Origin of the sequence: Sulfurimonas sp. hsl 1-7, from assembly GCF_030577135.1 — a bacterium.
Taxonomy (GTDB): domain Bacteria; phylum Campylobacterota; class Campylobacteria; order Campylobacterales; family Sulfurimonadaceae; genus Sulfurimonas; species Sulfurimonas microaerophilus.
This window is the reverse complement of sequence record NZ_JAUIRR010000003.1, coordinates 298,487-320,244: the sequence shown is the minus strand read 5'-3', so window position 1 is coordinate 320,244 and position 21,758 is coordinate 298,487. Positions and strand designations below refer to the sequence as shown.

The window sequence follows — 21,758 nt, the reverse complement described above, 5'->3', positions numbered from 1 at the left end:
ATGCCGAGAGTGACAACTACCTTAATATTAACTGGATTTTTATTTGCAGCTTGTAGCAGCGATACTACAACAAAAGATACAACTGCAATCTATACACAAGATAAAAGCAATCATGTTTTTACTCAAGCGGTAAAACTCTCCCGTGAGGATGAGGATTACCGTATTCTTGGAAAAAGTTTCTTTAAAATCCCGTGGGTGGAAGCACCCTCGGCAACTACGGCTCGTGACGGTTTAGGACCTCTATTTTCTGCAAACACTTGTATACATTGCCATCCGCATAACGGTGCAGGGATAGCTCTTGATAAAGATGGAAATATTCACAGATCGTTAGTGATGCGTCTCTCGATTCCATCAGAAAAAAAGCTTAATAATGACTTGATGTTGAGAAACGGTTTTATCCCAGAACCTACTTATGGAGGACAGCTCAGTTTTAATGGGGTGAGTGATGTAAAGTATGAGGGAAGTGCAGCACTCTCTTATGTAGAGAGAAAAGGTGCCTTTAAAGACGGTGAGACCTATACACTCCATGAGCCTCATTATGAGCTAAAAAACTTGCAATACGGTGCCATGCAGCAGGATGCCAATGTTGCACCGCATATTGCCCTTGCTCTTATTGGACTCGGTGCTATTGAAGATATTGCAGCCGAAGAGATCCTAAAAAACGAAGATATTGATGATAAAGATAAAGACGGGATCTCCGGCAAGGCTAACTGGGTATATAACCCTGAGACAAATACAACTGCACTTGGACGCTTTACATGGAAAGCAGCCTCGGCTACCGTAAAACACCAGAGTGCAAATGCAGCTCATAACGATATGGGGCTCTCAAACCCACTCTATCCAAGTGATAACTGCACGGATAAACAAGAGGAGTGTTTAAAAGCTCCAAAAGGGCGTGGAGGGTTTGACCTTCCGATGGAAAGGCTCGATGCGATCACTTACTATCTCAAAACACTTAAAATTCCCGCTCAGAGAAAAACCGGCGGTTTTGAGAAGGGAGAACAGCTCTTTAATGAGCTTGGATGTGTGAAGTGTCATGTAGATAGTTTTACGACACGAAAAGGGGTTGAGATTTACCCTTACAGCGATTTTTTACTCCATGATATGGGTGAAAGACTTGGTGACGGGCACACTATTTTTAAAGCCGAGGCAAACGAGTTCCGTACACCGCCGCTTTGGGGGATAGGTTTATATGAAAAGGTCTCAGGTGAATTGAATCTTTTACACGACGGACGTGCAAAAAGTATCTCTGAGGCTATTTTATGGCATGGAGGCGAGGCACAGGCTCAGAAAGAGGCTTTTAGACAGCTAGATAAAAAACAAAGAGAGACTCTTTTAGAGTTTTTAAAAGGAATATAATGAAGTTACGATTGAAAATAATAAGTGCACTCACATTGATGCTGTTTTTCATCGGATGTAACGGCGATAATGGGTATGATGGTGAAAACGGGCTAAAGAGCGGAGAGTTCACTTCGGATATAGAGAGCTCACTGAGTTCTATATATGCACTTTTACAACAAGATGCAAACCAGACATATACGCAAGCACAAGAGCTTGCAGTATTACTTGAAGATGTGAATAACTCTGCAGCAGATTTGCAAAATTCCCAAGAGAAGTTTCTTGAACTTGTAAGTAGTTATAAAAAAGTTGAAGCACTTTATGTAGCGGATGAGTATGAAAACATTATGCAAGACCCTCCCCGTTATTTGGAGTATTTTCACTCTATAACAAACAGTGAACTTGTGGCTGAACTTGATCTGATCTTATCAGGCAGTGATCCTATTGCCGATGCACTTGCTGTGAAAAACTCATATAGAAGTATAACTGCGTTAGAGTATATACTTTTTGGCGTTAATGAAGAACAAACTACGCTCTTGGCAAGTTTCGATGAAAGACGCACACAAGCGGCTATCATCATGGCACAAAACATTGCAAACAATCTGCAAACTATCAATGAGTTTTATGAGCAAAACAGTGCATTTTTAGAAGATAGCGATACCGCTATCAGCATAGTTATTAATCAGCTTGTAGATTCGGCATACAAAACAAAAGAGTGGCGTGTGGGCGAGGGTGCCGGTTTTACTCTAAAGTATAAAGATGACCCCGATGCAGCAAGGCTCGAGTACTATAACAGCAGATACTCTCTAGAGGCAATTGACTCTATTTTAGCAGCACATCAAAATCTTTTAGAATCGGGATTTAAAGAGCTTGCAATTATAGGGGGTGCAACGAGTGAAATTGAGGCAATTGAGAGTAAGCTTGTAGAACTCCGCACTATATGTGCAAATATAGAAACATCTTTGAGTAATAGTTTGACAGATGAGCAAATATATGCTCTTTATGTTGATCTGAATGCATTGCAAAACAACTATACGGCACTTATCAATGCATTCAATTTTACACAAGATATTATTGAAGCAGACGGTGATTAGAAGATGGAGTATCTTGGAGTTGAGTACTTTTTTTCTGCCTCACAGAGAATCTATTGGCTTTATCTGTTAAGTGCTTTGTTGATCGCAGTTATTTATACTCGTTTTAATCCCGAGATAAAAAACTACTTTACAAAAGGGGTATTGCTGCATCATTCTGCAAAACTTGACTACGGTTATTTTGTAGTTGTGAGTGCAATAAAAATAGGGTTGATTTTACCTTTTATACTCTCTTCAAAAGATATTTCACTCCAGACGGTGTTTCTTTTACAGGAGCAGTTTGGTTATATCCGCTTCAGTGTTGAGAAACTCTGGGTAGTGATCGGATATACGCTGAGTGTTTTTCTTGTAAACGATTTTACACGTTACTGGCTTCACCGTTTTATGCATGAGTCCCCTTTGCTTTGGAAGTTTCACAGGGTGCATCACTCGGCTGAAGTGTTAAACCCGCTTACTTTTTACCGTGTCCATCCGGTGGAAAATATCCTTTTTGGACTCCGTTACGCTCTTGGTGTAGGGGCAGTTACGGGGATATTTATCTACTTTTTCGGTGCAAATATAGGCGTAGTGGAGATAGCAGGAGTAAATGCGATCACATTTATTTTCGGGATAGCCGGGAGTAATTTGCGTCACTCTCACATTCCGCTTCGTTACGGAGTTTTAGAGAGAGTTGTGATCTCTCCTTTTTTACACCAGCTGCATCATGCAAAAAAAAGTATGAATAAAAACTATGGGAGTGTTTTGAGTATCTGGGATCAGATGTTTAAAACATATTACGTCACACAATCTACATCGAAACTGGTTTTCGGTGCAGATGTGAAACATACAACGGTTTTAGAAGTTTTATATGAGCCGTTTGTATCAATTTTAAATGGAGAAAAATATGAAAAAAATATTGCTTAGTTTAGGTGTATGTAACGCCTTGGTATATGGAGCTACAAACGAAGAGTTAGCAAAAGAGTTAGAGTTATTAAAAAAAGAGATCAAGCAGATAAAAAGTGAGCAGAGTTCTACAAATGAATCTATATTGAATGAGTTAAGTGCACTGAACTACAAAGATGTGCAAGAGTATGAAAGCTTTAGTGCCATGGGTGGTGCTGCATCGAAAGTTTATTTTTCACAGGACGGCTTGAGCATAGGGGGATATGGAGAGTATAAATATACGAAATACAACGACTTTAAAAACTATTCAAGTGATACTGCAAACGAAACCCGTAATAAAGGGGAGTTTAACATTGTTCGTTTTGTACCCTACATCGGTTACAAATTTAACGACTACATTATTATGAATACGGAGATTGAATTTGAAGACGGAGGGGCTAGAAGCGACAATACTAAAAACTACAAGTATGCGATCGTAGAGTTCTCATACTTAGATTTTTTACTTGATCCGAGTTTCAATATCCGTGTAGGGCATATACTTACACCGATGGGGCTTACAAACCTGAACCACGAACCGACATCGTTTCTAACAGCGGATCGTCCGGCAGTTGAGACACTTATTATCCCTTCAACTTGGCATACAAACGGTGTACTTGCACACGGTACGATTGACAATTTTGAATATTACGCAGGTGTAGTTACATCTCCCGATGCAGGAAGTTTTACAGAAGGTACTTTTATACAGCAGGGACGCTTAGGAGCTCGCCAGTTTACGGATGATTTTTCATTTGTAACACGTCTTTCGTATGATCATAGCAGCGGAGTAAATATCGGAGGTTCATTTCTTTACGGAACTTCTGGAATTGCAGAGGAGAGTAAGCCTGGGACTACGACAGGACATACAGGTGATGCGGATGTAACAATCACAATGGCTGAGATACATGCCTCTTATAAAAAGAACGGTTTTGATATTCAGACCCTTGCAAGTTACGGAGCTTTAGGTGGAGATTACGATCAACTGCCAAATACAGGTATCTCAAACCGTGTAAATGGACAGTATATCACTTTAGGGTATGACATCTTTAATCTTTTTAAACTGCCTGGAGAGTTTTACCTTGTAGGTGAAATTGAGCGTCTTGATATGGATGCATCTTCAAAAACACAATATGTGGATAACAATCGCTTTTTCGAATACACTGGAGGAATCGCATACTATCCGGATCCTCGTGTAGTGATTAAATCAAACTATAAGATGAGAGACTACGGAGCTGATGCAAAACTTGCCGATGAAAACTCTTTTGCTTTATCTTTAGGGTTTATTTTCTAAGGAAATATGATGAAGTATTCTGTAGTTTTATTAAGTGCGGCAACGTTTGTACTTAGCGGTTGCGGCGGTGGCGGCGGTGAGCAGACACCCGCTCAGCAAAGCATCACAAAAGAGGAGTTGGGCGCGCAACTCTTTTTCGATCAAAACCTCTCATTAAACCGCGGGACATCTTGTGCAACGTGTCACGATCCAGAGCACGGATTTGTAGATGCACGTTATGCAGAGGATGGTGTTGATCAAAGTATCTTTGTCCACGGAGCATTCTCTGTAGGTGATGACGGGCTAAGTCTTGGGGGACGCAATGCCCCGACAGCTGCCTATGCACAGTTTTCTCCTGAGTTTTCAGAGCAAAACGGTGTATATATAGGGGGACAGTTTCACGATGGTCGTGCGGCAACTTTGAGTGTTCAAGCAGGAGGACCACCGCTTGACAGTGCGGAGATGATGATGAGCGATAAAAGTGCAGTAATCGATCGCATCAAGGAGAACGCGCAATATATAGAGGTGTTTGAAACACTGTATGGTGCAGATATTTTCGATGATGTGAATAGCTCTTATGAGGCGATGCGTGAGGCGATCGGAAAGTTTGAAAAAACGGAGCTGTTTGCACCATTTGATTCCAAGTACGATCGCTTTTTGGAGTGTAAGGAAAACGGTGGACTTACAAGTGAGTGTTACGAAGCTGATAGCTGGAGCGATGCCGAGATACTCGGGTACTCCCTTTTCTTCTCGCAGAACAATACAAACTGTGCCCTATGCCATACACTGAACTCTCAAAGCGAAGCTTCCAAGCATGAGCTTTTTACCAACTATGAGTTTGAAAACATAGGCACGCCGAGAAATGTTACAGCGATGGAGAGACGTACAGAGTTAGGACTTCAAGATGCAAATGCAACATTTTTAGGACTTGGAGGAACTGTTAGTGATCCTGCTCATTATGGAAAAACAAAGGTACCGACTCTTAGAAATGTGGCAATCACTGCACCGTATATGAGTAACGGAGTATTTCAAAACTTAAGGACAGTACTCGAGTTTTACGATCATATGGCAGGAGGAGGTGATCATCCGATAAATCCTGAGACACTTGAAGCTTGGGGTGCAAACGATCATAATGCAACTATCAACCATGAAAAGCTGAGCGATACAAAAGCGTTAAGTGATGAGAAGATACGCGCTCTTGAAGCATTCTTAAGAACTCTGACAGATAAACGTTACGAGCATCTTTTAGAACCGTTGGCACCTTAAAAGGAGAAAAATAGATGTTATATATCAGTGCTAAAGGGCGAGCTAGTTTAACAAAATTTAGAACTTCTATCTATGATCATATCAAGAAAAACAGACTGCGCTACTCCGATCAACGTGAGCGTGTACTGAAAATTTTACATGCGCAAAGTTATCCGGTAAGTATAGAGTTTATCTCTAAAAAACTTAAAGAGGAGAGAGTAGGTGCAGGTTATGCGACAGTTTCAAGACACATAAAGTTTTTTGAAGAGCTTGATCTGCTTATTACGGTAAATAAAATACCTAAAGGGTATCTGCTGAAAAAAGATGTAGATTGTGATGAAGTTGAGGTGTTACAATAGATAAAGTGAGAAAAGATTTGCATACCTTGTATGAGAGGTATGCAAATAGCCTTGAATTTTTTGAATTTTATTAACTAAATTTTGACTATGTATTTTAGGAGAAATAGCCGCGTTTATAACTGATTTGGCATCTATTTGATGTTTCTGAGCAAAACAACCTTCATAAAAATAGATGCCGTGACATAAAATCTTCATGTATGTCACTCTTGTATTTATCATTAGTTTTTTAATATATATAACCTCCTTTTTTAAGTTGTTACAATAAAGTTTTATTTAGCAAGGTTTGCCACTAAGTTTTACAATGTTTTTTTTATTTTCTATTTCAAACATTTTCTTTCCTTATTGATAATTGATATCAAAATTGTAACGAAAGAAAGCTTAAATAGAATTGATATTCATTATCAATTAATATCCTGATGCCATTTTTTGATAAACTGATCTTGAAAATAGTACCCTTGAATCAGGTCAACTCCAAGCTCTTTGGCTATTTCAATATCCTCTATTGTCTCTATCCCCTCAAGCAGGCTCAAACGTTTTGAACTCCTTACATAATTTACAATCCCTTTTGCTACATCTATGTAGGTATAATCTTTTTTGATCTTATGGATCACGTCAAGATCAAGCTTGATAGTTTTTGCCCGGTGAAACAACGAGGTAAAAAAGAGTGTATCCGGTTTTAAAAAGTCATCGTAAGCGTAAGAGATATTGTGCTGATCCATCCATCCCATAAACTCCTCAATGAGAGGCAGGTTATGATCATCAGAGTTCTCAATGATCTCCAGTTCTATATCTGCGTGTGTAGTAAAAAGGCGCACCCAGTACTCTACATGATCGTTGTTTAAAACTACGTGGGGATCAAGGTTGAGAAAAAGTCTGTATCCTTGCGGTCGGTTATCGAGTTGAAACCGTTTTAAGATCGATTCAAAATGGAAAAAGGTCTCCGCATCGTCATGGATTGCACTAAAGAATTGATCAGGCGGTATCGTTTTATTTTCGTGGCGAAAACGGCTTAATGCCTCATATCCGTAAACTTCCATTGTATCAAGAGCTATAATAGGTTCATAAGAAGCTCCGTAACTTTCATTTAAGATGATAGAAAGAGGGAGTGTGAGGTTTGGTTTCATATAAAAACTCCTTACTGTTTTGATAATAAATATCAAAATACTAGCTATTTATACCTTTAATATATATTATAATGATAATTACTATCAAATATAAAATCTTTATCAAGGAACTCTTATAAGAAACATTATTGAGGGTTATCTTATAAGAAAAAATAATGTCAAAAAAGAAACATATCACAAAGTTATCATAATTTTTTCTAATTTTTGACACTAATTAAGTTTCATCCAATTTTCATGATGATACCATTGACTCACTTTTTAATGGGGGATGTTTTTTATGGTGAAAAAACTGATGGTTTTAGGTATGTTGTCGATCAATTTATGGGCAATAAGCAACTTAGATGTGGCAAAAAAGAGTGAAGCTGCAATGAGTGGATTTAAAGATTCATCTTCTGAAATGACGATGACTTTGATCAATGCAAGTGCTCAAAAGCGTGAGCGAAAAATGAAGATGATTGTACTAGAAAACGATTCAGGGGACAAGTCTTTAATGACTTTCCTTTCACCTGCCGATGTCAAAGGGACAAAGTTTTTAAACTATGAACACGTAAATAAAGATGACGATCAATGGCTCTATCTCCCGGCCCTTAAACGTGTGAAACGTATAGCATCCAAGAGTAAATCGGGCTCATTTATGGGGAGTGAATTTTCCTATGAGGACTTAAGCTCTTTTAGTATCGATAAGTTTATCTTCAAAGGCGACGCAAAGCTCGTTACACTTAATGGGAAAAAGATGTATGAGGTGCAGAGAAAACCTAAAAGTAAATACTCAGGCTATACAAAGCAGGTCTCATGGGTTGATCCAAAAACGTTTCTTATCAAAAAAGTTGACTATTACGATCGAAAGCATGAGCTTTTAAAAACTGCACTTTTTGAAAACTATAAAAAGATATCGGGTGTGTGGAGAGTCGGCAAAATGACTATGATCAACCACCAAAACGATAAAAAGACACTGTTAGTTTGGAAAAATGAGAAGATAAAAACAGGACTTAAACCCAAAGATTTTCATAAACGCGTTCTTAAGAACAACCGCCTTTAAGAGTTTTGATGCGTAGTTTAGTTCTATTTTTATTGATCATCACTGCCTTGGTTGCAAAAGATAAAGAGACCTGTTATTCGGTGCAGCTTCTGAGTTACATACCGCAAGAAAACTCTTATGAGTTTGAAGCAGATAAATATCCTAACACTTGTAAGCTGTTTGAATTTTCTCACGTAAATGCGGTGAGATGTGGCTGTTTTGAAAAGTATGGAGAGGCGAAAAAAGAGCATAAAGCGTTTCAAAAAAAGTACAAACAATCTATGATCGTAACAACTTACAAGTACCGTTTTGCACCGAAAAAATCTATAGCCGTCGTTGAAGAGAAGCAAGAAACAGAGATAGAACTAAACGCTACGAAAGAGGATGAAGACCAAGAGCTGCTAGAACTCGAGGAAGGTTCATTTTTAGAAGACGTGACGTTTCAGGGGCATGTGAATTTAGCGGCGCAAACATACATCTCACATCCTTCAGGGAAACATGCAAATAACTATACCGCTTCGGCAGAGCTTGAAGCGGCATACAATAAAGAGAGTTTCAAGGCGTTTATGAAACTGCGCGGACAACAAGATTATTATGATCTAAAAGCAAGTGCTGCACATAACGACAGAAGCTATCTCCGTGTAAAAGAGTTGTACGGTACATATGATTTTGAAAATTCACAACTCTTTTTCGGGAAGAATATCAGATTCTGGGGTGCGTTAGAGGTAAAAAATATTACGGACGTCTTTAACCTCAGAGATTTCCGCTCTGATCCGACCGAAAACGACAAAATGGGTTCGTGGAATATGGCATATACATACTACAGCGATGATGCCGAGATCTCTGCGATCGTAAAGTTCTACGAAGAGAATAGAAAGATGCCGGCATATCCGTATGTCTATTATCCTTTTACAAACCAGCTGATTACGTATGAGAGTGATCTGCAAACTACAAAGTCTCAAAACAGCCCGAGTATCTACTTAAAATATTCAGGAAGCGGCGATGGTGAGTATGCTTTAGATTATTCGATCATTTTTGAGCACGGGTATGATTCTCAGCGCTTTTACAATGTTCCCGTAGCACCTGAGTATAAGGTGTATGAGAATGCTTATTATGTGAATAAATTTATAACATACAACACACTTGTGGTTGACTCTACTTTGTATAAACTTGAAGCTGTGTATGCAGATGTATTGGATCAGGAGCTGATCTCTGATTATTACCATTTAGGACTAGGTGTCGAGCACACTTTTACACAGGTTTATAAAGAGGCAGATCTCGGGGTTTTAGCAGAGTACTACAGATACGGTGCTTTACAGAGTGATATCTACACGGATATAGAGCTTTTCGAGGTGTTTCAAAACGATCTTTTTATCGGTGCAAGATACAGTTTTAACGAAGGAAACGATGCGAGCATTGTAGGCGGGGCTATCTTTGACTTAGAGTATGATGAGCAGGTGTATTACATAAAATACGAAAGTAGAATCAACGATATTTTTAAACTCCATCTTGACTACCGTCAGAGTGAACCTTCAGACACTTATGAGACAGCACTCAAGCGTATGGGGAAACAAAAGCGTATGAGCGTAAAAGCGGGGTACTATTTTTAGATGAAGCGCTTTGTTGAAAATATTATCAGGTTCCGTTGGTGGATTGTTGTTCTCATACCTCTTTTAACGATTATACTCGGCTATCAGCTTAAAAACGTACAGTTTGACGGCTCGTACCGTATTTGGTTTGGAAAAGACTCCGAAGCCTTGGCGAAGTTTGACAAGTTCCGCTCAGTTTTTGGAAATGATGACTCTATAGTAATTATTTTGGAAGATGAAAAGGGTGTCTTTAATAAAAAGGCTCTGGCTTCGATCGAGCGACTGACACAGATGCTCTGGGAGACCCGTTTTATTGCCCGTGTAGATTCGCTTACAAACTACCAGTATATCCATAAAGATGACGAGTATCCAGACGAGATTGTGATCGAGAACTTTATAGAAGATCTCGATCTCCTGTCTTTGCAGCAGCTCCAAGAGAAAAAGGATGTTGCACTTAAAGAGGATATGCTGCTAGGTAAACTGATAAACGGTGATGCTACGACAACTATGATCGTAGGGCGCCTGACACCTAAAGCAAGCCAGTATTTTGGCTCTTCAAAGATCATCTACGACTTAGTAAACGGCTATGTGAAAGAGGAGAGTGAAAAAACAGGTTTTCATTTCCGATTGGCAGGAGGCCCACCGCTCAATGCCACATTTAGTTCACTCGGTAAACACGATGCGACAACATACACCCCTTTAGCGATACTGATAGCGATGCTCCTTTTATGGGTTATATTTAAACGTATCTCTGGGGTACTTTTAAGCATAGCGGTTGTTATTTTTACATTTGTGACGGTGCTCTCTATCCAGATACTGCTCGGGTTTAAACTCAATAACTTTACAGCAAATATGCCTATATTTATCATCGCAATAGGGATAGCCGATGCGATGCACCTTTACTGGATCTATTTACTGGGGCGACGTCAAAAGCTAGACAATGAAGAGGCGATATTTTATACTTTGGAGAAAAACTTTTTACCAACTTTTTTAACGTCAATCACAACAGCCATAGGGTTTGGCTCTTTGGCAATCTCCGAGATTGTTCCCATAAAAACTTTAGGGATAGCGACTGCAAATGCCGCACTTTTAGCGTTTGTGATTACGATATTTTTCGTCCCTGCAGTTCTAGCTATTATCAATCCGAAAGTAAAAGTGAAAAAGGTTACGAAAAAAGAGAAAAAACTGGGAAGTTTTGCCCAAAACTATGCGAGATTTATCCGTAGATACGATCTGCAGATCTTAACGATTACTCTTTTTATATTTGTCCTTATCGGTGTTGGAATATCTCAGCTGAGAGTCGATTCAAATACGATCAGATATTTACGTGACGATGTGGTTTTCAAACAAACGATCCATTTTATAGAAGAGAAGCTTACAGGTCCTATGGCATATGAGATAGTGGTAGATTCTAAAAAGAAAGACGGGATAAAAGACCCTGCATTTATGAAAAAAGTTGAGCAGTTTTCAAATGAGTTTCAAACAAGATACGCAGATGTAAGACACATCTCTTCACTGGTTGATGTGGTAAAGAAGTTTAATGATGTGATGCAGGGGAGTAAACAGATTCCAAACGATCAAAACCTGATCGCACAGTATCTTCTTTTGTATTCACTCTCATTGCCGCAAGGGATGGAGATTAACGATAAAATGGATGTAGATGAGCAGCGTCTGCGTGTGACTGCTTCTTTAAACGTGGTGGACACCTCGCTTGACTTGGAGATGATCTCCTGGGTAGAGGAGTGGTGGAAAAACACACCATACTCTGCAGAGGTAAACGGGCAGACGGCGATGTTTGCCCATATGCAGCATGATGTGACCGATACGCTTGTGGAGTCTATCGTTTTAGCTATTGTAGTTGTTTCGTTTGTAATGCTTCTTATCTTTAGAAATATCCGTATGATTCCACTGTTTATCATCCCTAATGTCTTACCAATCATACTTGTTATCGGAGTGATGGGCTGGCTTGGGATGAGCATAGATATAGGTGTGGCAATATCTGGCGCCATCATCATCGGTGTTGCGGTGGATGATACTATCCACTTTCTTATAAAGTATAAAGAGGCGCGCGAAAAAGGGCTGGATTTTCTAGGTGCTCTTGCATATACGATCGAGTTTGCCGGTTTGGCAATCGTGTTTACGACGATAGTGCTGAGTTTGGCGTTTGCTATTTTCAGCCTTTCGCAGTTTATGCCAAATGTGAATTTCGGGATCATCACGGCAATTGCTCTTGTGATCGCAGTGGTTGTAGATCTTGTGATGCTGCCGGCAATTTTAAGCAGATACGACGGGAAAAAAAGAAGTTTTTTATGTGAGGTAAAGCAATGATAATGGATGTAAAAGGGTTAGTGGATGCAAACCTTTCAAAACAGATGAAAAAGTTACCTGTTTGGGGAAGAAAATTAACTATAAGCTCTTTGCAAAAACTGTTTTGCGAAGAGCGTTTAAACGAGATCGATAGAGGCAAAGAGCATTTAAAGGGTTTGGATTTTACAGACAATTTGTTAGATGGGCTTGATATAACTTACACTGCAAAACCCCAAGAGTTAAAAAACATCCCTGCAACGGGGAGGCTTATAGTTATTGCAAACCATCCAACAGGGATGCAAGACTCTTTCTCACTGGTACAGCTGATTGCAAATGCAAGAGAGAACAAAACGGTAAAACTGCTTATTAATTCCATGATGTATGAGATCTCAAAAGGGTTTGGCTGGGGGATTCCGGTTGATGTTACAGGCGGGATTACAAAAGGGAGCTTAAAAGCTATTAACGAAGCGCTAGAGAATGAGGAGGCCGTGATCATTTTTCCTGCGGGATATGTGAACCGTTTTTCATTTGTAAAAGGGCTTAAAGATGATACTTGGAAAGCAAGCTTTTTTAAAATTGCGCAAAAAACAAAAACACCGATACTTCCGATCAAAATCAAAGGGAGCAATTCACTCCCTTTTTATCTTGTTTCACTCCTTTTACCGAATAAAATTTCGGCTCTGCTACTCATGAGAGAGTTTGTCAATGCTGCAAAACAAAAACCGCTTTGTTTTACGATCGGAAAAGTTATTCCGCCCGAATCGTTTACAAATAAAGAGGTGACAACCGATGAGTATATCAAGATGTTTTACCAACACCTCTACACTCTAGAGAGCAACAAAGGGGATATCTTAAAAACGGAGATCACAATCGGAGCTCCGAAAAATAAAAAGATGCTCAAAGAGGAGGTGCAAAGAGCAGAGTATCTGGGAGATACGGCTGATGGGAAGTCGATTATCTTAGCAGATGCAAAACACTCTCCGTTTCTTCTGCGTGAACTCGGGCGCGTGCGTGAGATCTCGTTTCGTGCGATCGGCGGGGGAACGGGTCAGGCACACGATAATGACCTTTACGATGAGTACTATAAGCATCTGATCCTTTGGGATAACGATGAGCTGGAGATTGTGGGAGCGTATAGAATCGGCGAGTGTGAAGATATCATTAAAGACAAAGGGCGTGCAGGACTTTATACCTACAATCTTTGTACATTCAGTGAGGATTTTAAAGAGTACTGCGGGAACTCCGTAGAGCTTGGACGCAGTTTTGTGCAGCCTAAATATTGGAGTACGAGAGCGCTCGATAATCTCTGGCAGGGGGTTGGAGCCTATCTGGCATATAATCCGAAGATAAAACACACTTACGGTACGGTAACGATCAATGCAGATACTCCAAAAAAAGCGGTAGCGGCCTTGGTGTATTTTTACTCAAAACATTTTGCATGTACAAGCCATATGATGCAGGCAAAAACTCCTTATGAAATGAGTGAAGAGGACAAAAAAGAGTTCGACAAACTTTTTAATGAACTCTCATATAAAGATGGTTTTACAGTACTGAAAAAGTATCTTAAAGAGTTAAATACATCTGTCCCTACACTCTTTAAACAATACACGGAGCTTTATGAAGAGGGGGCTGTGCGCTTTTTTGACTTTAGTGTTAATGAAGGGCTTTTCGGTGTTGTTGAGGGGTTTATTATCGCAGATAATTCCCGTATGAAAAAGGATAAGAGAAAGCGTTACATAGAGAACTATGAGAAGTTAAAAGTAACGGATCGTTTAACGGGTCTATATAATAGAAGTTATTTCTACGAGAAGATGAATCTGGTAGTGAAGTATCAGAGAAAAACAGATACCAATTTTGCTTTTGTTATGTTAGAACTCTGCGGTGTAGAGGTAGATGATACTATGGTTGTAAAAGTTGCAAAAGCACTCCAAAAATCGTTAAGAGATGATGACATGATCATTAAATGGGATAAGAAAAAGTATGCACTGGTTTTGAAAAACGTATCTGAAGATGATTTAGAGACAATCATTGGCAAGTTACAGGCATCGATTAAAACAGCGTCAAATTATGCTACAACATTTTATAAAGAGAAAGAGAATATTGAAGATACAGTTGTTCGTGTGGAACATGAGTTGTATAGTAAACAAGCCCTTAATGAAGGACTTATCGTTAAAGCTTCATAGGCGGACGAAAAAAAAGTTAATAAAAGTAACATAATAATTTTTTATAAAAAGTTTTTCAATAATCAGGGGTAAGTCTATGGCTTTTTTTTGTAAATTATCATAATTTTATTTTATACATAGGGAAAATATGAAGGGAAACATATTATTTTACGATGCAGAGAAGCTGCAGGGGGTAATCAGCGGTGAGGACGGTAAGCGTTATACGTTTACAAAAGAGGATGTTAGCGGTGACGGAGCATTAAATCAGGGGCAAGAGGTAGACTTTTTAAGTGAAGACGGAGAGAGTGCACAAGATGTATATCTGCTAAATGCAACAACTCCAAAGGTAGAGAATGTTCATATCTCAAACGGTCCGGCTACTGAGTATGTGTTATCTAAACCGGGGGGACTTTTTTCAGCGAAAGGGTGTTATACACGTGCACAGTGGTGGAAAGTATTTGTATCACTGATCGCTTTAAGTATAGCATTGTGGATGATGGAGTACTTCTTTGTCATTAAAGGTATGGCGGATATGGCTACAAATGTACTCAATGGAGATGCCGCTTCTGAGGTCTCACGCCGTGTAGATAATAAAATAGGTCTGGGGATGGTTATCTCGGTAATATTTACTATCTCATGGTTTGTAATGTTCTGGGTGAGTTTAGTAACTTCTATTAAACGTTTTCACGATGCAAATCTCTCTGGTTGGATGTGGCTGCTTAACTTCATCCCTTTTGTCGGTCCTATTATTGTGTTTATCATTAACGGTTTTGTAGGGACTAAACCGCTTGGTAACATGTATTGTGTAGCGAAAAATGCGCATGGTATGCCTATTGTAAAAGGTTCTCCTGAGGCAGAAGCTCTTGAAAACGTAGAGGCGCAGCAGATAGAGATAAAAGAGAAGATCAAGCAGGAAAAAGCAAATAAGCCTCCGATGTCGCCAGGGACAAAGAAAAAAATTGCAATAGGTGTAGGTGTGTTCTTAGCTGCGGCTATACCTGCTATCTATTTTGCATTTTTTATGCACTATACATATACAGTTACGGAATCAAACGGTGCGAAAACTTCTATAGAGTATAAAAGTTATGTTTCATACATGACAGACAAGGTCAAAGACGGTGCACAACTTGAGTGGTATGCAGACGGTAAACCTAAGCTTGAAGCTCATTATAACAATGACCTAAAAGACGGTGTTTTTAAGAGATGGACTCAAGAGGGTGTATTAATATCTGAAGAAAATTATAAACTGGATAGAAAAGATGGTGTTTTTAAAGTCTTTGAATATAACGGCAAACTTAATCTTGAAGAGAACTATAAAGAGGGTCAAAAAGACGGTGCCTTTAAATACTATAGCACTTATACTGGAAAGCTTGTAAAAGAAGAACACTATAAAGCTGATAAAAAAGATGGTGCCTTTAAAGGCTGGAACTCTAAAGGAGAACTGGAAAATGAAGAGCATTATAAAAATGGTTTAAAAGACGGTGTTTTCAAAAAGTACAGAAATGGCAAGTCTTATCGTGAAGAGAACTATAAAAATGGACAAAAAGATGGTGCATTTAAAGTTTGGAGTTATTATGACGGCTATTTAGAGCGTGAAGAGCATTATAAAAATGGGAAAAAAGACGGCGTTTTTAAAAGATATAACCGTGACGGAAGTGCATCTTCGGAAGAAAATTATAAAGATGGTAAAAAGGACGGTGTATTTAAAAGCTGGAGCAGTAAAGGTCTGCTGAGATACGAAAATAACTACTCTATGGGCAAGAAACACGGTGTACAAAAATCTTATGATTACTCTTCGGGACGACAAACTCGTGAAGAAAACTATAAAAACGGTGATAAAGACGGTGTATTTAAAAGCTGGAACTATAAAGGGGTATTAGTCCATGAAAAAAATTACTCTAACAATCAACCAGACGGTGTGCAAAAATATTATGATTCTTCTACCGGGAAATTAAAGAACTTAGAAACATATAGCTACGGCAAACGTAGTGGACTCTATCAACGTTGGTACCGTGGTAAAAAAGTAGAAGAGGGTAAATACTCTTACGGTAAAAAAGACGGCTACTGGAAATACTGGGATTCTAGAGGCAGACTTACAAAAAGATACTACAGTTTAGGAAGATTAGTACGTTCTTAATATAGGAAGTCTGTAAAAAGACCTCCTAAAGATTTATGCAGTAACATCAAATCGTTTGTTCTCAAGTAAAGATAGAATGTTATTACTCTCTGTTTCACTGAGTCCCAGATTCATAAGAAAATCTTGGATTTGTGAAGCTGTATCGGTAGTATCATCCTCATCTGAATCTGATTCTACGGCAGAGACAAGCATATCTTTAAAACTGTTCATTGTCATCTCTTGTGATGGAGGCGGAGGTGGTGGTGGCATATCTGCGCGAGACTGCATATCTGCACTGATTTGTGTTGAAAGCTCCTCTTGCGTTATAATACCATCGCCGTCTGTGTCCGCTTGAGCAAGTTTTTCTTGTTGTCTTTCATCAAGAGCACTTACCTCCTCAGCACTGATAACACCGTCGCCATCGGTATCACTATCTTGCATAATCTGAGTGAGTAACTCTTCGACACTCGGCATCTCCATGCCACCCGGTTTACCTTGTTTCATCTGTTCTTTTGAAGCAATATGATCAGCAATCTGACTTAAGAGTTCATCTTCTGAGATCAGACCGTTTCCGTCACTATCTGCTTGTGTTAGACGTGCTTGTTGCTCTTCATTTAGAACACTTAGCTCATCTGAACTAATAGAGCCGTCTTCGTTACTATCTACAGCCTGCATAATTTTGCTAAAGATCTCATCTGCGTTTGGTGGTCGCATCTGCATCTGTTGTGTATAACTCTGCATCTGATTAGAATTAGTTACATTCATGAGATATCCTTTATGGTAAATTTACGATCAAATTGATCGTGTGAGTGACAAGCACGTTATGAACCAAAACAGCTCTTTTTAGCCCTATGAAATATCAACAAAAGTAAACGAGTTGTTTTTGATAATGGCAGATAAGATAAAATGCTTTCTATAAAACAGATGTAGGAAAATAATGGCTGAGATATTGATGATAGAAGATGATGAGGAGATGATCCAACTGCTAGAGCAGTACTTGGGTAAAAACGGTTTTAACCTTTTTAGTTTGACATCCCCTTTATCTGCCATGGATAAACTCTCAACGCAACATTTTGACCTTGTACTTTTAGACCTCTCTTTGCCTGAGATGGATGGTCTGGAGTTATGTGAAAAGATCAAACAGGCCCATCCTCTTTTGCCTGTAATCATCTCGACAGCTCGAGCTGACGTAGATGATAAAGTGACGGGTTTTGACGCAGGAGCCGATGATTATGTAGCAAAACCTTACGATCCAAGAGAGTTAGTTGCAAGGATGAAAACCCATATAAAACGTGCAAAAAATATTTTTGCTTCTACAGAATCATCTTTTCGTATTGATGAACAAAAGTTTCAAATATATCAAGATGAGGTTTTGCTTGACCTTACCATGGCAGAGTATGAGCTGTTTACACTCTTGATAAGACACAAAGATATGGTGGTAAGCAGAGAGTTCATTGTCAACAGCGTAAATGCAATTCAGTGGGAAAGCAGTGATCATAGTATAAACGTGATCATCGGAAGGGTTCGTCAAAAGATTGGCGATGATGTGAAACAACCAAAGTTTATAAAGTCGATACGCGGTGTCGGGTATCAGTATATCGGAGATTAGATGCAAAGACACTCTATACTTTTTAAAATAAATATGATCTTCGCAATTGCTTTTTTGGCACTCTTGTTGATCGCCTCGTTTACATTTCATTTTGAATCGGAGCGACAAAGACACGATCTTTTCGATCGACTCTCCAATATTGCCAAAGCACTCTCGGTAGATGAGTGGAAAACTCAGACACAAACCCTACATAAACTAGCACTCTCACAAGGGCTTGAGGTTGTTGAGGAACCAATGCGTTCACAGGTGATGGCCAATGCGATACAAAGACACCCGCCAAACATAACTCCCGAGTTTTTACCCCCTATGATCCCTCTTTCATATAAAGAGAGGGAATATATTCTGTACAAACGGAATGGTGTAGAGTTTCTGTTTCAAGATAAAGAGGAGGGTAGTAAACATTTTCCGATTGTAACTACCGTTATGGTTTTATTGATGTTACTGCTGAGTATACTTTATAATTTTGTGAGAAAAAGCATCTCCCCTATTCAGATGATGCGTGAGCAGATCAAAGCGTATGGAGAGGGGAAGATGATTAAAAAACTGGAGATTGAAAAAAAAGACGAGATCTCCATACTCTATCAGGAGTTTTATCAAAGTGTACAGAAACTGCACAATATGGAAAACTCCCGCAAACTTTTTTTACGAAATATTATGCATGAGTTAAACACCCCTATCGCAAAAGGGAAGTTGATAGCTGCGATGGCGGATATAAAAAATAAAAGGATATTAAACAATATCTTTGAGCGCCTTGAGATGTTGGTAAAAGAGCTGGCAAGTGTAGAGAAGTTCTCTTCGAGCAACTATGAGCTTAAGATGAGGTCGTACCCTATTATTGAGTTGATTGATCATGCAAAAGATATGCTCTATATTGAAAAAAATTTATCAAATGATGTCGATTTACAAAAAATAGATTGTGATTTTGATATGATGAGTATTGTATTTAAAAATTTGATCGACAACTCTTTGAAGCACGGTAAAAATAGTTTTATCTCATACAAAGAGGGGAGTATCTGTTTTAGTAGTGAAGGGGAGATCTTAAAGCATCCCCTTGAACACTATACCCAGGCATTTATTAAAGGGGATGGATTTGAAACATCCCAAGAGGGCTTGGGCTTGGGACTTTATATAGTCAATGACCTCTTGAATAAACAGGGATATAGGTTACAATACTTTTATGAGAATAATATGAACTATTTTAAAATTGAAAAAAGTGAGAAATAGATGAGTGTCAAACCATCATTATTTGTTGTTTTATTTTTTGGTGTGAGCAGCTTTTTTACTCTTGCTAATGCCGAAGATGTAGCATTGACGGAAGATAAAAACAGTATTTTAAAACAAAAGCAAAAAAGCATAGAAGCGGGAGCAGAGGTACAGCGTTACGAATGGCTCTCACCTCTTAATCTCTCCGCTTCACATACACAGCAGTACTCAGATAAAACAAACACAAGAAGCGGACTTTCACAACTCTCGGCTTCATTTTCACAAAACCTTTTTCGCTCGGGCGGGATCTACTATACGATCAAGTATGCTAATGACAAGTACAATTACGATGCCCTTTCACTAGAGCAGCAGCATAAAAACTACCAAAAAGAGATCATCCTATCGGCATTACGCATTAAAAAGTATGAACTTCAGCTCAAACAGAGTGGGTATTTGATCGAAAACAAAAAGATTACACTCTTTTTAAAACAGACACAGTACGAACTTGGCGATATCGACATCACCCTTTTAAATGATGCCTTGATGGAGAAAAACACTGAACAGACAAACTACGTACTTTTGCAGGAGACACTTGCAAATGAGCAGTTGGAATTGCAAAAATACACGGAAGCAGCGGCAGACTCCATCTCTTTGCCAACATTTTCATTGATCGATGAGGAAACTTATACCAAAAACAACTATAATATTGCCATGGCAAAACAACAAAACAGTGTTACTTACGACAGCTATAGAAAAGGGATGGCTGAGTATCTTCCTTCTTTAAAATTCAATGCACAAGCGACCTACACAAGTTATGACAGCGGTGCCGTTGTTTTAAATCAAAACGGTACACTCTACAGTGCAGGCTTAGTGCTCAATATTCCGCTTGATTACAACACTTTTGCAGCAAAAGAGGAGATGTATGCTTCTTTTTTAGAGCAAAAAGCACAAACAAACGATACCCAAAGAGAAGAGCTTCTGGAGTATAAAAAAACACTTCTAAGCATCAAGCGCTATCAAGATGTAAACAAAATTTTACAAGAGAACTTAGAACTCTATACGAAGTTGAAAAAGATCACGCAAAAAGCTTTTGAAACAGGGTATAAAACAGGATACGACGTGCAGATTTTAGAAAACTCTATCAACTCTGCAAAACTGGAGATAGAGATAAACAAAATAAATATACAACTCTCCCTTGCTACATTACATTTTGCACTAAGAGATACAAAGGAACAATTATGAAAGAGCAGTCATTAGAAGAGACTATAGGTGTGCATAAAACAAAAAAATCGCAATGGAAACGCTGGCTTATATGGTTAGGTCTAATAGTTGTTATCGGGGCTGTTGCGGGGATGAAATTTATGCCTGAAAAAAAACGGGTCGAGTATAAAACAGAAGCAGCAAAATCTAGAGATATTGTGATTACCGTTTCGGCAACAGGGAACTTGGAACCTACAAATACCGTTGATGTGGGTATTGAGGTTTCAGGAACGATTACAGAAGTGTATGTTGACTTTAACGATCATGTAAAAAAAGGGGAGGTTCTAGCCAAAATCGATACTACTAAACTAGAATCAAAGGTGAGAAACTCAAAAGCGGCATTAGCTGTTGCAAAAGCAGATCTTGAAAACACAAAAGTTTCACTTCATAATGCAAAAGTGGAGTATGAGCGTGCACAATCATTATTTAAATCAACGGGCGGTAACTACCCTTCAAGCAAAGAGATGGATGCGACAAAAACTACCTATGATCTTGCAAGTGCAAGTTATACCGGGAAAAAAGCGCTGGTATTACAAGCTGAAGCAAACCTGCAGTCTAATGAGGATGATCTGCGTAAAGCGGTTGTACACTCGCCGCTTGAGGGGATTATCTTGGATCGCAGCATAGATGTTGGACAAAGCGTTGTTGCCTCTATGCAGGTTCCGGTACTTTTTACGATCGCAGAAAATCTGGCAAAGATGGAGCTTTCTGTAAGTGTCGATGAAGCAGATATCGGCCAGGTACAAAAAGGGCAGAGCGTGACGTTTAGCGTTGATGCCTACCCGAAAAAAACTTTTAGCGGAACGATCACCAAAGTGCAGTTTAACTCGGAGATAGTTGACGGGGTTGTAACGTACAATGCGATTGTGGCGGTAAATAATGACAATCTGCTTTTACGACCGGGGATGACGGCAACTGCACAGATAAAAACGCAGGAGTTTAAACAGGTACTTACTATCCCTAATGCGGCACTAAGATATGCTCCAAAATCGGAAACTATGGAAAATACTCAGGGGGAGAGAGTTTGGAGTTTAGAAAACGGTAAACCTAAAGCACAAGATGTAGTGTTAGGGGAAAGTGACGGTGTCTATACAATTGTTAAAAGCGGATTGGCAAAAGATACACAAGTGATCATAGGTAGTAAATAGT

Annotated in this window: 17 protein-coding genes; 15 read left to right on the top strand and 2 right to left on the bottom strand. The window is 39.0% G+C overall.

The window, feature by feature from the left end; genetic code table 11:
- The 6 genes from QWY88_RS08150 to QWY88_RS08125 are packed head-to-tail and all read left to right on the top strand — an operon-like array spanning position 1 to position 6,221.
- On the top strand, positions 1-1,359 hold the full coding sequence (locus QWY88_RS08150; RefSeq protein ID WP_304545895.1) for a di-heme oxidoredictase family protein: 1,359 nt from the start codon (positions 1-3) through the stop codon (positions 1,357-1,359).
- Entirely contained in the window at positions 1,359-2,432 is a 1,074-nt protein-coding gene (locus QWY88_RS08145) for an imelysin family protein (RefSeq protein WP_304545894.1), read from the top strand. Before QWY88_RS08150 ends, QWY88_RS08145 begins: the two co-directional genes overlap by 1 nt.
- 3 nt (positions 2,433-2,435) lie before the next feature.
- Positions 2,436-3,332, top strand: coding sequence for a sterol desaturase family protein (locus QWY88_RS08140; RefSeq protein WP_304545893.1), 897 nt, complete (start codon positions 2,436-2,438; stop codon positions 3,330-3,332).
- Complete coding sequence (locus QWY88_RS08135) at positions 3,313-4,638, top strand: hypothetical protein (RefSeq protein WP_304545892.1); 1,326 nt, start codon at positions 3,313-3,315, stop codon at positions 4,636-4,638. Before QWY88_RS08140 ends, QWY88_RS08135 begins: the two co-directional genes overlap by 20 nt.
- A 9-nt stretch (positions 4,639-4,647) precedes the next feature.
- Positions 4,648-5,883 (top strand): cytochrome-c peroxidase, encoded by a 1,236-nt coding sequence (locus tag QWY88_RS08130; RefSeq protein ID WP_304545891.1) that lies wholly within the window; start codon positions 4,648-4,650, stop codon positions 5,881-5,883.
- Positions 5,884-5,897: 14 nt separating this feature from the next.
- Positions 5,898-6,221 (top strand): transcriptional repressor, encoded by a 324-nt coding sequence (locus QWY88_RS08125; protein ID WP_193113497.1) that lies wholly within the window; start codon positions 5,898-5,900, stop codon positions 6,219-6,221.
- Positions 6,222-6,622: 401 nt separating this feature from the next.
- On the opposite strand, the gene QWY88_RS08120 is transcribed toward QWY88_RS08125, so the two are convergent.
- A complete protein-coding gene (locus QWY88_RS08120) occupies positions 6,623-7,345 on the bottom strand; it encodes an EAL domain-containing protein (protein ID WP_304545890.1) in 723 nt (240 codons plus the stop codon).
- Positions 7,346-7,622: 277 nt separating this feature from the next.
- Between QWY88_RS08120 and QWY88_RS08115 the strand changes: the two genes are divergently transcribed.
- From QWY88_RS08115 to QWY88_RS08095, 5 genes are all read left to right on the top strand, one after another.
- Complete coding sequence (locus QWY88_RS08115; RefSeq protein ID WP_304545889.1) at positions 7,623-8,384, top strand: outer membrane lipoprotein-sorting protein; 762 nt, start codon at positions 7,623-7,625, stop codon at positions 8,382-8,384.
- A gap of 8 nt (positions 8,385-8,392) precedes the next feature.
- A complete protein-coding gene (locus QWY88_RS08110) occupies positions 8,393-9,973 on the top strand; it encodes a hypothetical protein (RefSeq protein ID WP_304545888.1) in 1,581 nt (526 codons plus the stop codon).
- Complete coding sequence (locus QWY88_RS08105) at positions 9,974-12,280, top strand: efflux RND transporter permease subunit (RefSeq protein ID WP_304545887.1); 2,307 nt, start codon at positions 9,974-9,976, stop codon at positions 12,278-12,280.
- On the top strand, positions 12,277-14,442 hold the full coding sequence (locus QWY88_RS08100; RefSeq protein ID WP_304545886.1) for a GNAT family N-acyltransferase: 2,166 nt from the start codon (positions 12,277-12,279) through the stop codon (positions 14,440-14,442). The genes QWY88_RS08105 and QWY88_RS08100 overlap by 4 nt, the downstream gene beginning before the upstream one ends.
- A 127-nt stretch (positions 14,443-14,569) precedes the next feature.
- A complete protein-coding gene (locus QWY88_RS08095) occupies positions 14,570-16,558 on the top strand; it encodes a DUF805 domain-containing protein (protein WP_304545885.1) in 1,989 nt (662 codons plus the stop codon).
- A gap of 33 nt (positions 16,559-16,591) precedes the next feature.
- Here QWY88_RS08095 and QWY88_RS08090 read toward each other — a convergent pair whose 3' ends face one another.
- Positions 16,592-17,302 carry an EF-hand domain-containing protein gene (locus tag QWY88_RS08090; protein WP_304545884.1) on the bottom strand — a complete coding sequence of 237 codons (711 nt, stop codon included), beginning with the start codon at positions 17,300-17,302 and terminating at the stop codon, positions 16,592-16,594.
- A 172-nt stretch (positions 17,303-17,474) separates the two neighbouring features.
- Here QWY88_RS08090 and QWY88_RS08085 point away from each other — a divergent pair, with 172 nt between their 5' ends.
- From QWY88_RS08085 to QWY88_RS08070, 4 genes are read left to right on the top strand one after another with little or no spacing between them, the layout of a single operon-like run.
- Positions 17,475-18,146 (top strand): response regulator transcription factor, encoded by a 672-nt coding sequence (locus QWY88_RS08085; RefSeq protein WP_304545883.1) that lies wholly within the window; start codon positions 17,475-17,477, stop codon positions 18,144-18,146.
- On the top strand, positions 18,147-19,370 hold the full coding sequence (locus tag QWY88_RS08080) for an ArsS family sensor histidine kinase (protein WP_304545882.1): 1,224 nt from the start codon (positions 18,147-18,149) through the stop codon (positions 19,368-19,370). It abuts the gene before it with no gap.
- Complete coding sequence (locus QWY88_RS08075) at positions 19,371-20,591, top strand: TolC family protein (protein ID WP_304545881.1); 1,221 nt, start codon at positions 19,371-19,373, stop codon at positions 20,589-20,591. It begins immediately after the preceding gene.
- The gene (locus QWY88_RS08070; protein WP_304545880.1) at positions 20,588-21,757 is read left to right on the top strand and encodes an efflux RND transporter periplasmic adaptor subunit; all 1,170 of its coding nucleotides are present in this window, start codon (positions 20,588-20,590) and stop codon (positions 21,755-21,757) included. The genes QWY88_RS08075 and QWY88_RS08070 overlap by 4 nt, the downstream gene beginning before the upstream one ends.
- Position 21,758: the final 1 nt, after the last annotated feature.

Excerpts from the sequence above, each read along its gene's own strand:
- QWY88_RS08110 (WP_304545888.1), top strand. The coding sequence starts at position 8,393 with ATGCGTAGTTTAGTTCTATTTTTATTGATCATCACTGCCTTGGTTGCA.
- QWY88_RS08120 (WP_304545890.1), bottom strand. The coding sequence starts at position 7,345 with ATGAAACCAAACCTCACACTCCCTCTTTCTATCATCTTAAATGAAAGT.
- QWY88_RS08140 (WP_304545893.1), top strand. The coding sequence starts at position 2,436 with ATGGAGTATCTTGGAGTTGAGTACTTTTTTTCTGCCTCACAGAGAATC.
- QWY88_RS08115 (WP_304545889.1), top strand. The coding sequence starts at position 7,623 with ATGGTGAAAAAACTGATGGTTTTAGGTATGTTGTCGATCAATTTATGG.
- QWY88_RS08075 (WP_304545881.1), top strand. The coding sequence starts at position 19,371 with ATGAGTGTCAAACCATCATTATTTGTTGTTTTATTTTTTGGTGTGAGC.
- QWY88_RS08080 (WP_304545882.1), top strand. The coding sequence starts at position 18,147 with ATGCAAAGACACTCTATACTTTTTAAAATAAATATGATCTTCGCAATT.
- QWY88_RS08130 (WP_304545891.1), top strand. The coding sequence starts at position 4,648 with ATGAAGTATTCTGTAGTTTTATTAAGTGCGGCAACGTTTGTACTTAGC.
- QWY88_RS08085 (WP_304545883.1), top strand. The coding sequence starts at position 17,475 with ATGGCTGAGATATTGATGATAGAAGATGATGAGGAGATGATCCAACTG.
- QWY88_RS08135 (WP_304545892.1), top strand. The coding sequence starts at position 3,313 with ATGAAAAAAATATTGCTTAGTTTAGGTGTATGTAACGCCTTGGTATAT.
- QWY88_RS08105 (WP_304545887.1), top strand. The coding sequence starts at position 9,974 with ATGAAGCGCTTTGTTGAAAATATTATCAGGTTCCGTTGGTGGATTGTT.
- QWY88_RS08070 (WP_304545880.1), top strand. The coding sequence starts at position 20,588 with ATGAAAGAGCAGTCATTAGAAGAGACTATAGGTGTGCATAAAACAAAA.
- QWY88_RS08095 (WP_304545885.1), top strand. The coding sequence starts at position 14,570 with ATGAAGGGAAACATATTATTTTACGATGCAGAGAAGCTGCAGGGGGTA.
- QWY88_RS08145 (WP_304545894.1), top strand. The coding sequence starts at position 1,359 with ATGAAGTTACGATTGAAAATAATAAGTGCACTCACATTGATGCTGTTT.
- QWY88_RS08100 (WP_304545886.1), top strand. The coding sequence starts at position 12,277 with ATGATAATGGATGTAAAAGGGTTAGTGGATGCAAACCTTTCAAAACAG.
- QWY88_RS08125 (WP_193113497.1), top strand. The coding sequence starts at position 5,898 with ATGTTATATATCAGTGCTAAAGGGCGAGCTAGTTTAACAAAATTTAGA.
- QWY88_RS08150 (WP_304545895.1), top strand. The coding sequence starts at position 1 with ATGCCGAGAGTGACAACTACCTTAATATTAACTGGATTTTTATTTGCA.
- QWY88_RS08090 (WP_304545884.1), bottom strand. The coding sequence starts at position 17,302 with ATGAATGTAACTAATTCTAATCAGATGCAGAGTTATACACAACAGATG.